At 43.9% G+C, this 15,059-nt stretch carries 13 protein-coding genes; 8 read left to right on the forward strand and 5 right to left on the reverse strand.

The features are described from left to right. Nucleotides 1-96 precede the first annotated feature (96 nt). The 4 genes from MU515_RS13605 to MU515_RS13620 all read left to right on the forward strand — a co-directional run bounded on the left by MU515_RS13605 (nucleotide 97) and on the right by MU515_RS13620 (nucleotide 4,560). Nucleotides 97-2,049 (forward strand): PTS mannitol transporter subunit IICBA, encoded by a 1,953-nt coding sequence (locus MU515_RS13605; RefSeq protein ID WP_260260966.1) that lies wholly within the window; start codon nucleotides 97-99, stop codon nucleotides 2,047-2,049. A gap of 134 nt (nucleotides 2,050-2,183) precedes the next feature. Further along, nucleotides 2,184-3,332 carry a mannitol-1-phosphate 5-dehydrogenase gene (locus tag MU515_RS13610; RefSeq protein ID WP_260260967.1) on the forward strand — a complete coding sequence of 383 codons (1,149 nt, stop codon included), beginning with the start codon at nucleotides 2,184-2,186 and terminating at the stop codon, nucleotides 3,330-3,332. A gap of 41 nt (nucleotides 3,333-3,373) precedes the next feature. Then, nucleotides 3,374-3,904 carry an MltR family transcriptional regulator gene (locus MU515_RS13615; RefSeq protein ID WP_260260968.1) on the forward strand — a complete coding sequence of 177 codons (531 nt, stop codon included), beginning with the start codon at nucleotides 3,374-3,376 and terminating at the stop codon, nucleotides 3,902-3,904. A 20-nt stretch (nucleotides 3,905-3,924) separates the two neighbouring features. Further along, nucleotides 3,925-4,560, forward strand: coding sequence for an HAD family hydrolase (locus MU515_RS13620; protein ID WP_260260969.1), 636 nt, complete (start codon nucleotides 3,925-3,927; stop codon nucleotides 4,558-4,560). A gap of 58 nt (nucleotides 4,561-4,618) precedes the next feature. On the opposite strand, the gene glmS is transcribed toward MU515_RS13620, so the two are convergent. Both glmS and MU515_RS13630 read right to left on the reverse strand, forming a co-directional pair. Next, on the reverse strand, nucleotides 4,619-6,451 hold the full coding sequence (glmS, locus tag MU515_RS13625; protein WP_260260970.1) for a glutamine--fructose-6-phosphate transaminase (isomerizing): 1,833 nt from the start codon (nucleotides 6,449-6,451) through the stop codon (nucleotides 4,619-4,621). 59 nt (nucleotides 6,452-6,510) lie between these two features. Beyond that, entirely contained in the window at nucleotides 6,511-7,272 is a 762-nt protein-coding gene (locus tag MU515_RS13630) for a DeoR/GlpR family DNA-binding transcription regulator (protein WP_260260971.1), read from the reverse strand. Between the two features lie 470 nt (nucleotides 7,273-7,742). Here MU515_RS13630 and pykF point away from each other — a divergent pair, with 470 nt between their 5' ends. Next, nucleotides 7,743-9,155 (forward strand): pyruvate kinase PykF, encoded by a 1,413-nt coding sequence (gene pykF / locus MU515_RS13635; protein ID WP_260260972.1) that lies wholly within the window; start codon nucleotides 7,743-7,745, stop codon nucleotides 9,153-9,155. Between the two features lie 171 nt (nucleotides 9,156-9,326). After that, nucleotides 9,327-9,989 carry a GntR family transcriptional regulator gene (locus tag MU515_RS13640; protein WP_260260973.1) on the forward strand — a complete coding sequence of 221 codons (663 nt, stop codon included), beginning with the start codon at nucleotides 9,327-9,329 and terminating at the stop codon, nucleotides 9,987-9,989. A gap of 44 nt (nucleotides 9,990-10,033) precedes the next feature. Here MU515_RS13640 and MU515_RS13645 read toward each other — a convergent pair whose 3' ends face one another. The 3 genes from MU515_RS13645 to MU515_RS13655 all read right to left on the reverse strand — a co-directional run bounded on the left by MU515_RS13645 (nucleotide 10,034) and on the right by MU515_RS13655 (nucleotide 13,754). Continuing rightward, entirely contained in the window at nucleotides 10,034-11,926 is a 1,893-nt protein-coding gene (locus MU515_RS13645; RefSeq protein ID WP_260260974.1) for a sensor domain-containing diguanylate cyclase, read from the reverse strand. Nucleotides 11,927-12,064: 138 nt separating this feature from the next. After that, nucleotides 12,065-12,760 (reverse strand): oxidative stress defense protein, encoded by a 696-nt coding sequence (locus MU515_RS13650; RefSeq protein WP_260260975.1) that lies wholly within the window; start codon nucleotides 12,758-12,760, stop codon nucleotides 12,065-12,067. A gap of 97 nt (nucleotides 12,761-12,857) precedes the next feature. Further along, the gene (locus MU515_RS13655) at nucleotides 12,858-13,754 is read right to left on the reverse strand and encodes a LysR family transcriptional regulator ArgP (protein ID WP_260260976.1); all 897 of its coding nucleotides are present in this window, start codon (nucleotides 13,752-13,754) and stop codon (nucleotides 12,858-12,860) included. Nucleotides 13,755-13,885: 131 nt separating this feature from the next. Here MU515_RS13655 and MU515_RS13660 point away from each other — a divergent pair, with 131 nt between their 5' ends. Beyond that, on the forward strand, nucleotides 13,886-14,515 hold the full coding sequence (locus MU515_RS13660) for a LysE/ArgO family amino acid transporter (RefSeq protein WP_260260977.1): 630 nt from the start codon (nucleotides 13,886-13,888) through the stop codon (nucleotides 14,513-14,515). A 5-nt stretch (nucleotides 14,516-14,520) separates the two neighbouring features. Next, entirely contained in the window at nucleotides 14,521-15,003 is a 483-nt protein-coding gene (locus MU515_RS13665; RefSeq protein ID WP_260260978.1) for a YbaK/EbsC family protein, read from the forward strand. Nucleotides 15,004-15,059 lie beyond the last annotated feature (56 nt).

Raw genomic sequence — 15,059 nt, forward strand, 5'->3', positions numbered from 1 at the left:
GAATTTGTGTGGTAAATTGATTGGGTACTAAGCAATCACGGTTTTGGCGAACCGTTACTCAACACATAACAGCAGAACATCGAACGGGGAATCCTTATGATATCACCAGATGCTAAGATCAAGATACAAAATTTTGGTCGCTTCCTATCCAATATGGTTATGCCCAACATTGGCGCGTTTATCGCGTGGGGCTTTATTACCGCACTATTTATTCCAACTGGCTGGCTTCCGAATGAAACGCTAGCTTCTATGGTTGGCCCAATGATTACCTACTTGCTGCCACTGCTAATCGGTTACACTGGTGGTAAATTAGTTGGCGGCGATCGCGGCGCAGTCGTTGGTGCTATCACAACAATGGGTGTAATTGTCGGCACAGATATCCCGATGTTCATGGGGGCGATGATGGTGGGCCCTATGGGTGGCTGGGCAATTAAAAAATTCGACAACTACATTGATGGCAAAGTGAAAAGCGGCTTTGAGATGTTGGTAAACAACTTCTCTGCGGGCATCATCGGTATGCTTTGTGCAATTCTAGCTTTCTTCTTTATTGGCCCTTTTGTCAAAGTGCTATCCGGTGGTTTAGCCGCAGGCGTGAACTTCCTAGTTTCCGCACACCTACTACCTTTAACCTCTATTTTCGTTGAACCTGCGAAAATCCTATTCCTAAATAACGCGATTAACCACGGTATCTTCTCACCACTGGGGATTCAGCAAGCCTCTGAAATGGGCCAATCAATCTTCTTCTTGATTGAAGCGAACCCTGGTCCGGGTTTAGGTATTTTGCTTGCATACATGGTGTTTGGTAAAGGCACTGCACGTCAAACAGCAGGCGGCGCTTCAATCATCCACTTCTTTGGTGGTATCCATGAAATTTACTTCCCTTACATTCTAATGAACCCACGTCTAATTCTTGCCGCTATTGCTGGTGGTATGACAGGCGTATTCGTTCTTACCGTGTTTGATGCAGGCATCGTTTCACCAGCATCTCCAGGCTCTATCTTTGCCATTCTATTAATGACGCAGAAAGGCTCGATTGTTGGCGTACTAGCATCAATTTTAGCTGCGACAGGTGTCTCTTTCACCGTAGCTGCGCTACTTATGAAAACTCAATCTTCAACAGAAGAAGATGGCGACGAAGCTGCACTAGACAAAGCAAGTGAAAAAATGCGCGACATGAAAACAGGCGCAAAAGGCGGAGCAACCGTTACAGCAAAAGATAAAAGCGACATCAACATGGCCGACGTAAATACAATTATCGTCGCATGTGATGCAGGCATGGGATCTAGCGCTATGGGCGCAAGCATGCTGCGCAAAAAGGTACAAGACGCAGGTCTTGCTATCTCTGTAACTAACTTAGCTATTAACAACTTGCCTGAGAGTGTAGATATCGTGATTACTCATAAAGATCTTACGGATCGTGCTCGCAAGCATGCTCCAAACGCACACCACATTTCATTGACTAATTTCCTAGACAGCGAAATGTACAACCAACTTGTCACCAAACTAATTGCCGCTCAAAACCAAACAGCAGCCAATGACGATAACCTAGTAAAAGTATCGGTTCTTGCTGCCAACGATGATAGCTATGAGCCACAGCAACCAGCAGTATTCCAAATTCAACCTGAAAACATTCACGTTGGTTTACAAGCAAACAGCAAAGAAGAAGCTATTCGTTTTGCGGGTGAACAACTTGTCGCAATGGGCTACGCAGAACCAGAGTATGTTGATGCTATGTTTGAACGCGAAAAGTTAGTACCTACTTATCTGGGCGAGTCTATCGCTGTGCCACATGGCACTATTGAAGCAAAAGACAAGGTTAAGAAAACAGGCATTGTTATCTGCCAGTACCCAGCAGGCGTTCAATTTACTGAAGACAACGACGACATCGCGAAGTTGGTGATTGGTATTGCCGCTAAAAACGATGAACACATTCAAGTTATTACCACTATTACTAACGCACTTGATGAGCCAAACGCCATCGAAACGCTGACTAACACCCAAGATGTTAATCAAATCTTAAACATCTTATCGGGAACCAAAGCAGCGTAATCACAAAGCGATATAACTACCAAGCAACATAGTTATATAGCACTTGTGCTTCTGAGATTAGAGGCCAACTGTCACCCCCTATGCGGTTGGCCTCACCCAAACTTGTCGTTAGAAAATTTTAAGTAGGTAAGATTATGAAAAATGCAGTTCATTTTGGTGCAGGTAATATCGGTCGTGGTTTTATTGGCAAATTATTAGCCGACGCAAATGTCGCGGTCACTTTTGCAGATGTTGATGAGCCTTTGGTTGACCAAATTAGTCATAAACAAGAATACAAAGTAAAAGTGGTAGGCTCTGAATGCAGCGTTGATACCGTGACTCACGTGACCGCTGTTAACTCAGCGAGTCCGGCAGTGATTGAGCAAATCATCAAAACAGACTTAGTCACCACAGCAGTCGGCCCAAATGTTCTCGATATCATTGCAAAAACCATTGCACAAGGCATCGAGAAGCGCTTTGAAGCCGGTAACTTGAAACCACTTAATATCATCGCGTGTGAAAACATGGTACGTGGTACAACTCACCTAAAAGGTGAAGTCTACAAATACCTAAATCAAAAGCTTCACAACCAAGCGGATATGCTAATCGGATTCGTAGACTCAGCGGTAGACCGTATTGTGCCACCAGCCGAAGCGGCCAACGATGACCCATTAGAAGTCACTGTAGAAAGCTTCAGTGAATGGATTGTTGATGAGCAACAATTCAAAGGTGAAATTCCGCAAATTAGCGGCATGGAAAAAACAGATAACTTGATGGCATTTGTGGAGCGTAAACTATTTACCCTTAACACTGGTCACTGCATTACCGCATACCTTGGTAACCTTAAAGGCCATCAAACCATTCGTGAAGCGATTGAAGACCCTGAAATTCGCGCTGAAGTAAAACAAGCGATGAATGAAAGTGGTGAGGTTCTGATTCGTCGTTATGGCTTTGATAAAGAGTTCCACGCCGCCTACATTGAAAAGATTTTAGGTCGCTTCGCTAACCCATTCCTTGTCGATGAAGTGGATCGCGTTGGCCGCCAACCAATCCGCAAACTGGGACAAAATGATAGATTAATCAAACCATTACTCGGTACAATTGAGTATGGCGTAGAAAATAAGACTTTATTGAAAGGTATCGCAGCTGCATTGAAATACACCAATGACTCCGATCCTCAAGCAGTAGAGCTACAGCAATCTATCCAACAACAAGGGATTGCACCAACGCTAGCGCATTACACAGGCTTAGCCGCCGACAGTGCTGAAGTAAAACAAATTGAAGCGCTATTTAACCAACTATAACAACATTGGGGAGCCAAGCTCCCCACTTTTTAGATCAGTATATGGCAGACAAACTTAACGAAACCGAGATTATTGAACGACTAAACAGCGCCAGTTCTGTGCGAGGTTTCTTTGTGACCGCCGTCGATGTATTTAATGATTCCATCGATGCGTTGATGCAAAGAATCTTTCGCAAAGATAACTTCGCCGTTCAATCGGTAGTAGGCCCACTACTACAAGATTCTGGTCCTCTCGGTGACCTATCGGTAAGGTTAAAACTGCTATATGGGCTGGGTGTTATCCCCGACGATATCTATCACGATATTGAAAGCATCATTCACATCAAACATATGCTAAACAGCGGAGACTCTGAATTTAAGTTTACTGACCCTGACGTTCTTCAACCGATTAATCAGCTTAATTTGGTGAAGAAAATGAGTATGGTGCAACTTGAAGTGACAGAGCCCGATGATGATGTCGATATAGAGTTTTACCATCTTCAACTTCAAAGACAGCAACAAGTCATTCGTTCAGGGCTTTCTCTGGCTATTGTCGAAATCTGCAATACACTCGACAAAGAGAGCCCTTTCTAGCCTTAACAAGGTAGCGACTCATGATTCAAGCCGTACTATTTGACATGGACGGTCTAATATTCGACACGGAATCCATCTATAAGCGCAGTTGGCAATATGCCGCAGCAGAGCAACAGCTCAGTATCAGCGATGATTTTTATCAGCAATTCATCGGTGTTCAAGATAAAGAATGTGAGCGCTTACTAGCAGAAAAATACCAACAACGCATCGATATGGCTCAGTTCATAGCCCAAAGAGATGCTCACTTTCATCAGCAAAGACAACAAAGTATTCAGCTTAAGTCAGGCTTCGACGTACTGTTTTCAATTATAAATTCAAAAGGCCTTAAAACCGCTTTGGTAACGTCATCTCATTTAGATGACGTAGTATTTAACTTTGCGCCAACGCCCTACTTTTCACAGTTCGACGTTGTAATAACCGCCGAAGATGTAATTCACAGTAAACCTGCGCCTGATGGTTATTTGCTGGCGTGCCATGTACTAAATCTCCAACCCCATCAATGCATGGTATTAGAGGATTCGAACCAAGGTATTCGCTCTGCATTAGCAGCAGGTTGCCAAGCCGTGATGATCCCTGACCTGTTACCTCCTGACGAAAACCTGATAGGCAAGATTACCGTTAAGCCAGACCTAAATCAGGTTATTGAGCTTTTATAACCGCCAATAAAAAACCGAGGCAATTTGCCTCGGTTTTTTTGTTCTTACTTAGAGCGACTTACTCAACTGTCACCGCTTTGGCTAAGTTACGCGGTTGGTCTACGTCAGTCCCTTTGATAAGGGCTACGTAATAAGAGAGGAGCTGCATTGGCACTGTGTAGTAGATAGGCGCAGTCACTTCACTCACATGTGGCATAGTAATGATTTTCATCGTCTCATCCGCTTCAAAGTCTGCATCTGCATCGGCAAATACATACAGTAGGCCGCCACGAGCGCGTACTTCTTCAATGTTTGATTTCAGCTTCTCTAGCAAGTCATTACTTGGCGCTACCACCACTACTGGCATATCAGCATCAATTAAGGCTAATGGCCCATGTTTAAGCTCACCTGCCGCATACGCTTCCGCGTGGATGTAAGAAATTTCTTTTAACTTAAGAGACGCTTCCATCGCAATTGGATAGAACTCACCACGGCCTAGGAATAACGTATGGTGCTTATCCGCAAAATCTTCTGCTAATGCTTCAATCTCTTTTTCAAATGACAGTGCTTGGTTGATCTGGTTTGGCAATGCATGCAGCGCTTCGACAATTTGCTTTTCTTTGTCTTGGCTAATGCGGTTTTGCTGTTTACCTAGAGCAGTCACCAGCATCAGCAATGCAGAAAGCTGTGTAGTGAACGCTTTGGTTGAAGCCACGCCAATTTCTACCCCTGCACGAGTCATAAAGGCGAAATCAGATTCACGAACGAGCGAAGATCCCGCCACATTACAGATGGTCATCGCTGCCATGTAACCTTTCTCTTTTGCTAAGCGAAGAGCGGCTAACGTATCGGCGGTTTCACCCGATTGAGAAAGAGTAATCAACAAGCTATTAGGGCGAGTTACAAACTTGCGGTAACGGAATTCCGACGCGATTTCGACATCGCAGCTAACACCAGCAATATCTTCGAACCAATAACGCGCGGTCATACCGGCGTTGTAAGACGTACCACACGCTACAATCTGTACGTGTTCAACTTTGCTAAGAATTTCTGCGGCGTTAACACCAATCGCTTCAGTCACTACTGAATCTGCAGTAAGTCGACCTTCCATCGTGTTAATTAACGCGGTTGGCTGCTCATAAATTTCTTTTTGCATAAAGTGACGGTAGTTGCCTTTGTCGCCAGCATCATGTTCTGCGTTTGATTCAGCAATCTCACGCTCTACACGCTCACCCGTTACGTCATAAACCGTCACATCGCGGCGAGTAATTTCCGCCACATCACCTTCTTCTAGGTACATGAAGCGACGAGTCACATTTAATAGCGCCAATTGGTCTGATGCTAGGAAGTTTTCACCCACACCAAAGCCAATCACAATAGGACTGCCAGAGCGAGCAACTACAACGCGAGAAGGGTCATTTCGATCCATCACTACCGTACCGTAAGCGCCTTCTAGTTGCTTGGCCGTTTTCTGCAGTGCTTCTAGAAGTGAAGCGGATGTGCGCAGTTCCCAAGCCACTAAGTGAGCGATCACTTCGGTGTCGGTCTCTGATTCAAAGACATAACCACGTTCGCGCAGCGTTTCACGCAGTTCTTTATGGTTTTCGATAATACCGTTGTGTACAACCGTAATGTCACCGGAGATGTGTGGATGGGCATTCGCCTCCGATGGTTCACCGTGGGTTGCCCAACGCGTATGAGCAATACCAGTACCACCTTCAACTTGAGCGCTATCAACCGCATCTGCTAACTCTTGAACTTTACCAAGACGACGGATTCGAGTCAGATTCGACTGACTATCTACTACGGCAACCCCCGCCGAATCGTAACCTCGATACTCAAGGCGACGCAGCCCTTCTACCAAAATTTCAGCCACGTCACGCTGTGCTACGGCACCAACGATTCCACACATAATTCTCTCCAAATTGTAATTCCAGTGGGCAGCAAGCAAAGGCCCATTAAAGGAAGGTTTTAAGCTAACACCACCTTGATACCGTTCGATTCTATTTGTTGACGGTATTCTGGTGATAAATCTTTGTTCGTAACTAAAATGTCGATGGCTTCCCAGCTCAGCTCTAAATTAGGTATTTTGCGAGCGACTTTTTCTGATTCGACCATAACGATCACCTCACGGGATACTTCAGCCATCACTTTGCTCAATCCAACTAATTCATTGAATGTTGTCGTGCCGCGATCTAAATCGACACCATCAGCGCCAATAAACAATTGATCAAAGTCGTAAGAGCGCAATACCGTTTCAGCGACTTGGCCTTGGAATGACTCTGAATGCGCATCCCATGTACCACCCGTCATTAATAAATGCGGTTCGTTTTCTAGTTCATTAAGCGCATTGGCTACGTTCAATGAGTTGGTCATGACCACTAAACCACGCTTTGTATTAAGTTGCTGGATCAGCGCTGCTGTCGTGCTGCCGCTATCAACCACAATGCGGTTGTGGTCTCTAATTAATTTTGCCGCAGCTTCTGCCAGCTCAACCTTACGAATCGAAACTTCTCCGTTAATTTCTTCACTGGTAACTTCAGAAGGAAGTGCAATTGCTCCGCCATATCGGCGTAATAATTGACCATTTTTCTCTAATGAAGCGAGATCCTTTCTAATCGTTACTTCTGAAGTCTCAAACTGTTGCGAGAGTTCTTCGACACTGACTTCACCTTGTTGGTTAACAAGGTTAGATATTGCGTGTCTTCGTAGTTGAGTGTTTCGTTTCGACATTTAAATTTCAGCTTTAAGTTTCGATGTGAAACTTATTATAGTCAAGTCGAAACTTTTAAGTCCATTTATTTCGATCCAAAAAATTAATATTTAGCGATAAAACCTTGTCCTAAGACAATTCTTAAGCAGTGATATTGAACTCATTCAGTGGTAGAATTCGCAGCCGAAAAGAAAATAAATTACAGAAAAGACCGTTATTTTTTTGCAACCTTTGGCGTCTAAAGTGGCATTTGTCACATAAACACCGACGTAAAGGGCGTCAAAATGGTCATAAAATGACTAAATTTGGCAACAGACTTTCAGAACTGGAGCAGACCGAAAGGCATGACTACACTGATAGATTGCAGGCACAAAATGCATAATCATCAGTAAACGCTTCAGAAACAGAAATCATGGCTAAACATCAGCCAAGGTTTCTGAAAATAAACCGAGTTTCAAATTGTAACTATATTTACCGGAGAGTATCTTCCATGAAAAAGACCAAAATCGTATGTACGATTGGCCCTAAAACTGAATCTGTAGAGAAGCTAACTGAACTAGTAAACGCAGGCATGAACGTAATGCGTCTTAACTTCTCTCACGGTGACTACGAAGAGCACGGCACTCGTATCGCGAACTTCCGTCAAGTAATGGACAAAGTAGGCAAGCAACTTGCAATCCTTCTTGATACTAAAGGTCCAGAAATCCGCACTATTAAACTAGAAAACGGCGACGACGTTGATCTAGTAGCTGGTCAAGAATTCACTTTCACTACTGACACTTCAGTAGTTGGTAACAAAGAAACTGTAGCGGTAACTTACGCTGGTTTCGCTCAAGACCTAGCAGCTGGTAACACTATCCTAGTAGACGATGGTCTAATCGAGATGGAAGTTATCTCTACAACTGAAACTGAAGTTAAGTGTAAAGTTCTTAACAACGGTGCACTAGGCGAAAACAAAGGTGTTAACCTTCCTGGCGTTTCTGTTCAACTTCCAGCTCTATCTGAAAAAGATAAGAACGACCTTAAGTTTGGTTGTGAGCAAGGCGTTGACTTCGTTGCTGCTTCTTTCATCCGTAAAGCATCTGACGTTAAAGAAATCCGTGAAATCCTAGACGCAAACGGCGGTAGCGACATTCACATCATCTCTAAGATCGAAAACCAAGAAGGTGTTGATAACTTCGACGAGATCCTAGAGCTTTCTGACGGCATCATGGTTGCTCGTGGTGACCTAGGTGTTGAAATCCCAGCTGAAGAAGTAATCTTCGCTCAGAAGATGATGATCGAGAAGTGTAACCGTGCACGTAAGATGGTTATCACAGCAACTCAAATGCTTGATTCTATGATCAACAACCCTCGTCCAACTCGTGCAGAAGCGGGTGACGTTGCGAACGCAATCATGGACGGTACTGATGCTGTAATGCTTTCTGGTGAAACTGCGAAAGGTAAATACCCAGTTGAAGCTGTAACTATCATGGCTCAAATCGCTAACCGTACAGACGGCGCTCTTAAAGCTGAACTAGGTTCTCGCCTAGACAGCCCACGCCTACGCATCACTGAAGCAGTATGTAAAGGTGCAGTAGACACAGCTGAGAAGCTAGCTGCTCCACTAATCATCGTTGCTACAGACGGTGGTAAATCTGCACGTTCAGTACGTAAGTACTTCCCAACTGCAAACATCATTGCTCTAACAACTAACAAGAAAACGGCTGCACAACTAGTTCTAACTAAAGGTGTTCGCCCTGTTCTTGTTGAATCAATCGACAGCACTGATTCATTCTACCAAATGGGTAAAGAGTACGCTCTAAACGCTAACTTTGGTAAGAAAGGTGACATCGTAGTTATGGTTTCTGGCGCTCTAGTTGCTTCAGGTACTACTAACACTGCATCTGTACACGTTCTATAAGATTCGATGTTATAAATCGAATATATAAAAAAGAGGGCTTCGGCCCTCTTTTTTTATATATCCACTCTTGCCTCACTATTCAGTACGCTGTATTATCCACCACATAGTATTACGTACCGTTAAAGTTTGAATGGTTTTGACCAATTCAAACCACAAAATGAGGAAGCAGCAGTGTCTAGCCCAACTTTGACAGATAAAGTCGCATTAATGATTCGCAAGGACATTCTGACTGGTGAACTTCTGCCGGGTCAAAAACTGGTAGTCGCAGAACTTAAGGATAAATACAACGTCGGTGCGTCCCCTATTCGTGAAGCTCTTGTCCAACTGTCTTGGAGCAAGTACGTTTCTCTAGAGCCACAGAAAGGGTGCTGGGTAGCGCCGGTTTGTATCGAAGAATTATCTGATCTTTATGAGAGCCTACGTGTAGTCGCGAATGTACTACTGAAAAAGGCCATCAATTCAGGTGATGAAAGCTGGGAGTTAGATGTGCTGACTTCTTTCCATAAACTATCACGCATGAAAGTGATCGATGGTGAATATGATTGGACCGAGTGGGAAGAGCGTCAACAGCAGTTCCACGTATCACTACTAGAAGGGGCAAACTCTAAGCACATGTTCAGCTTCTTTAGCGACTTGATTAACCAAATTAAGCGTTACCGCTACTACGCAATCATCAATGGCTTGGACGTAAGCGCATTTGATATTGATGAATACGAAGCAATCATGAAGCTTGTGTTAGCCAAAGACAGTGAACAAGCGGCTGATAAATTTGATAGCCATCTAAATCGTTCAATGGAACAGATTCAACGCGTTATCGAAGAAACCGCCGCTTAAGCGAATGCAGAACCAATAAAAAATCGAGCCTAGGCTCGATTTTTTTATGCTATATCATCACTGCTGTGGCAGATAGAGACTCGGTTTCGGCCATGAGCTTTGGACTCATACAAAGCGATATCGGCACACTTATAACATCGAGTATTGTCACCCGTTAAGTCGGTTAAACCAATACTGATGGTGACTGGTACTTGCTCTGACATTTCGACGATGATGCGTAAGCGATTAAGCGCAATTTCCGCTTCAGCCACTGACGTTTGCGGCATGATCACAGCAAACTCTTCACCACCAATACGAGCGATAAAGTCCGTATCACGCAACGTGTCCATCATAATCGCACTGATTTGGCTGATAACTCTGTCGCCTTCATCGTGGCCAAGGTCATCGTTTACCCGTTTAAAGTAATCAATATCTAGCAGCGCTAAACAAGATGGCTGAGCTTCAGGGTAGCGTTCCAAAATTCGCGCCGTTTTTCTCAGTTCAATCTCAAATTTACGGCGATTCCATAACTGGGTCAGCTCATCTTTTTCACTCAAGATACGTAGTCTATTTTCGAGCTCTTTACGCTCGCTGATATCAACTAACGAGGTAATGTAATAACTGACTCGGCCAACTTTGGATAAAACTCTCTGAGTTCTCATCAGAGCAATCACTTGCCCATGATCTTTTCTGGTGGTGGATAAGGTCACTTCACCTTCCCACAGCTCATCATGGCTGACCGTTTCAAAGATCTCTAGCATGGTTTCAAAATGATCATCACCCATCAAAAGTTTGATGACGTTTTTCATCCTAAGCTGATCTTCGCTAAAACCGGTCAGTTGAGTGAACTCATCATTAATCATCATTGCGCGGTGGTAGCGATCTGAAATCAGTACTGCTGACATACCGCTCAAAGCCGCACGCGCTAGTTGGCTCTCAATACTGCGATTACGGTAATACAGTAGTGCCCATGTCGCAGGAACAGCGAAAGCCAATACCAAAATGAACACTAGCGTTGCTTCTTGTTTTAGAGATCGTAATTGCTCAGTCGAACGCTCAAACAATCTATGCTGGTCAAGAACAACGGTTAAGTAAAGTGTTGTATTGGGCATCAAACCCAGTTTCTTATAAGCGACAATACCGCCCTTCTCGACCACATAACCAGTATCTTGCTCGCTGGTCGTCATGGCTTGCCAAGCGGCAGGATAATAATTGGCGAGGTTATATTCCTTACGCTCTGACAGAATATGACCAAAAAGGAAATTAGGATTTTTATTGGCTAAATAGAATCCATTGTGATTGATTAATGAAGGCCGAAAATCATTATCAGGTGAGTAGTTAAGACGCGATGCTAAATACCAAACATCCACATTCAGCATCAGATAACCAAGCCTCTCTCCTTCCGAACTCACCGGAGTCATGATTCTTAGTGCGGGTGTATAGGGCTGAACATACTGGCCATTTTCCATTTCAAGATCGATGCCCCATGAACCTATTTGCTCATTTTTTAGAGTCCGGGCATAGCTAAAGTAATCTCGCTGAGATTTATCTTGTAAGGTGGTGGCTATCGTTGATATCGAATCTAAGTGAGAATGGTCAAGGCGAATCTTCTCCACGCCGTTATTGTCTAAAAATCGTAGCTGACTGTACCAACGCTGATTTTTTACCACTGACCCCCAAACTTCTTCGACGATGGCTTTATTGGATGCACTCGGTTGATTGGCATAATCAAACAAGCTGCGGCTATGTGAAAGAAGCTCAGTGACTGAGACAAATTGGTCACGTAAACTTTCGTATTCACGCTCACTGTAGATCAGCTGATGGATGGCATCTTTGGCAGTTTGTCGCACGATCGCGGACTTCATCTCGTAGTACTCTTGGACGTAGTACAGCGAGACTAAAAAAAACAGCGTCAGCGTTGTGCCGACTAAAGAAAAAAAAGTGTATTTACGTTGCATAATGCCGCAGTAGGGATTTGCGTGGTGGGTATTATATACTCAAACGTTGGAAAATTATCCGTTTGATTTAAATCTAAATTTAGTAAATTGACGACATTTATCGTAAATTTGGCCGCAAAAGCGGCCAAATAAAGAAAACTAATCTTCCATTCGGTAAATGACGTCAACTCGGTCTCGAATAACTAAGGTAGAATCTTGATACCCGTTAGATTCAGCCTTCATATCCATACTCATCGCACGCATCAATACTGGCTGAGTTTGGTGCGAATTGTAATTGATTTGCCACACGCCAACTAAATCTTTACCAAATCCTTTCGCCAAAGATTGCGCCTTTTTCTCGGCATCTTTTATCGCGGCTAAACGTGCTTGCTCATGATATTTAGCTTCGTCTTTTACTTTCAAAGTAATGTTGTCGACCTGATTGATGCCCGAGCTTAAAGCCACATCTAAAGTATGGTTAAGTTTATCTAGCTCAACCACTTTCACCGTGACTGTGCGTGTCGCTCGATAGCCTACCAACTCAGGTTTGCCCTTTTTTGGATAATGATATTGTGGGGCAATATAAAGATTGGTACTTGAGATATTCTCAGCCTCAATACCATTCTCTTTCAATAATGCAAGAAAATCACTCACCACTTTATCAACGCCTTGTTTAGCTTGCTCTGCCGTCATGGTGCTCTCTACCACTTTCACAGAAAATTCGGCCATATCAGGCGTTGCGATGACTTCACCGTAACCACTCGTGGAAAGATGAGGAAAGTCCATAGAGTTGGCGACTGCGCCAAAACTCATACCAGCAGAAAGAGCCAGTAATAGTGCAGATACCTTTTTCATACTGTAAACCTTATGAATGAAGTTGACCTTTACATCATAAGTGAATCTACCCAGCGCACCAATTCTCCACCTCAGAAATGACACAATTTTAACCAAGTTAGCTCGGTAGAATCGCTCTCGCGTGCTCGATAATTGCTTGCGAAATTGATTTGAGTAAACCACTTTCTAACTGCCAGTGGTGCCAGTAGATTCGGTGAGATAAGAAGAAATCAGGCGTAATGTTGACTAGAGTCCCTAGCTCTAATTCTTGCTCTATTTGCAGCCGAGGGATCAAACAATAAGCCACGCCGCTTAGTGCCAGTTTGACGAACGCTTCAGAGCTGCGCACCGTATGCTTGATAATACTGCCTTTGGCTAAATTGAAGTGCTGATGAACAAATCGCTCATGCATATCATCATGTTGATCAAATGCCACCGCGGGTGCGCGCTGTAGGGAATCTCGATTAACACCTTGCGGAAAATAGCGCTGACAAAAATCAGGGCTGGCAACACACAAGTAATCCACTCGGCCTAAGTAGTCAGCCTCACAACCTGCAATGGGTTGTTCTTCTAAACTAATTGCGCCTGCCACCTCACCTCTTCTTAGCCTTTCTAGCGTTCTTACTTCATCATCAACGGTTAAGTTAATTTCGACCCGAGCCTCTCGCATCAATTGAGTTAAGCTAGGCAATAACCAAGTCGCTAAACTATCTGCGTTAGTCGCCAGTGAAACCCTCAATGGTTTGCTGCTGGCTTCATTGGTCAACTCTGGTACCAGTTCACTTTCCAAAATGCGCACCCTGCGATAAAGGCCGAGTAACTTTTTACCCACTGGCGTCGGCCTAGGCGGGTGTTCTCTTACCAAAGCGGGTTGAGCAAGGAATTTTTCTAGCTGTTTAAGCCGTTGTGATACCGCCGATTGAGAGATACAGAGCTCATCCGCAGCGCGCTCAAAACTGCCCTGTTGAACAATGCAATCTAACGCTTCTATCCATTTGTAATCTAAGCCTCGCACCACAATTCCTTTTCTTTCTCTCTATCATTAGCATCACTTATACTCGATTAAAATCATTAAATATACTTATTTAACACCAAACGTTATCTTGTCGCCCATCTTAAAAATTCCATCACTTTGGAGAGAATACAGTGAGCTTTTGGGTGTTATTACAAGGGTTTGGCTTAGGCGCAACCATGATCATTCCTATTGGTGCGCAAAATGCGTATGTACTTAATCAGGGTATTAAGCGCAATCATCATCTGACAACCGCGACCATTTGTAGCCTATTAGACACCCTATTTATCTCGCTTGGCATCTTTGGCGGCGGTGCTTTGCTATCTCAAAGTGAATGGTTACTGACTTCAGTCACACTAGGTGGTATCGCGTTTCTTTCTGTTTATGGCGCGCTATCACTCAAAAGTGCGTTTCAATATCATCATCAAAAAGAGTCGCAACGAGAAGTTACCGCGCGTGGTAAGCGCACCGTCATTTTAGGCGCATTATCGGTTACGGTACTTAACCCACATTTGTATTTAGACACTGTGGTTATACTGGGCTCAATTGGAGGCCAATTTGAAGGACAAGAGCGTTTATCTTTTGCGATTGGCACCATCATGGCCTCTTTCGTTTGGTTCTACTCGCTCTCTATTGGCGCTGCAAAACTTGGCCCGACTCTATCAAAGCCTAAGGTAAAACAAGGCATTGATATTGCTGTCGCGCTGATGATGTTCACCATTGCAGGTTTACTAAGTAAAGAGCTCATTCATCAATATTGGTAACAGACATGGACAAACTAGAGCATTTATATCAAGCAAACATCGCGTTACTCAGCCAACTAAATGTCGAATACAACCAATGGCAACACGAACCGATATTAGATTTTGAAACCGATGTCATTGTGGCCAAAAGACTCGGTTGGACAGCAACCCATACTAAGAGTCTATTTTTGAAGCTCAAAGGAGGCGGTCACGCGCTGTTTCTAACCGAGAAAGACACCCGTTTAGATGGCAAAGCACTAAAAGCATTATTGGGTAAAAGGCCATCAATTTGCGATGATCAGCAGATGTCCGAAATAACAGGTTGCGTAGCAGGGGCGGTATGTCCTTTTACTCTGCCGCAAGATGTTCCCATTGTGGTCGACAGCCGCCTTCATCAAGAAGATGAAATTCTCTATACCCCAGCAAGGCCAGACATCACCTTCTCAATCAAAGGCGCTGATTTAAAAACAGTGCTAGGCAGCCTACCGAATCCAATCCATGAGCTATAAAAAAAGCGAGGCTAATGCCTCGCTTCATTCAATCTCGCTTAATCACTTTAAACAGT

Origin of the sequence: Vibrio intestinalis, from assembly GCF_025195085.2 — a bacterium.
Classification (GTDB): Bacteria; Pseudomonadota; Gammaproteobacteria; order Enterobacterales; family Vibrionaceae; genus Vibrio; species Vibrio intestinalis.

What these genes read in the sequence shown, in the direction of transcription:
- pykF (WP_260260972.1), top strand. Translation starts at nt 7,743, where the DNA reads ATGAAAAAGACCAAAATCGTATGTACGATTGGCCCTAAAACTGAATCT.
- MU515_RS13620 (WP_260260969.1), top strand. Translation starts at nt 3,925, where the DNA reads ATGATTCAAGCCGTACTATTTGACATGGACGGTCTAATATTCGACACG.
- MU515_RS13650 (WP_260260975.1), bottom strand. Translation starts at nt 12,760, where the DNA reads ATGAAAAAGGTATCTGCACTATTACTGGCTCTTTCTGCTGGTATGAGT.
- MU515_RS13615 (WP_260260968.1), top strand. Translation starts at nt 3,374, where the DNA reads ATGGCAGACAAACTTAACGAAACCGAGATTATTGAACGACTAAACAGC.
- MU515_RS13605 (WP_260260966.1), top strand. Translation starts at nt 97, where the DNA reads ATGATATCACCAGATGCTAAGATCAAGATACAAAATTTTGGTCGCTTC.
- MU515_RS13645 (WP_260260974.1), bottom strand. Translation starts at nt 11,926, where the DNA reads ATGCAACGTAAATACACTTTTTTTTCTTTAGTCGGCACAACGCTGACG.
- glmS (WP_260260970.1), bottom strand. Translation starts at nt 6,451, where the DNA reads ATGTGTGGAATCGTTGGTGCCGTAGCACAGCGTGACGTGGCTGAAATT.
- MU515_RS13665 (WP_260260978.1), top strand. Translation starts at nt 14,521, where the DNA reads ATGGACAAACTAGAGCATTTATATCAAGCAAACATCGCGTTACTCAGC.
- MU515_RS13610 (WP_260260967.1), top strand. Translation starts at nt 2,184, where the DNA reads ATGAAAAATGCAGTTCATTTTGGTGCAGGTAATATCGGTCGTGGTTTT.
- MU515_RS13630 (WP_260260971.1), bottom strand. Translation starts at nt 7,272, where the DNA reads ATGTCGAAACGAAACACTCAACTACGAAGACACGCAATATCTAACCTT.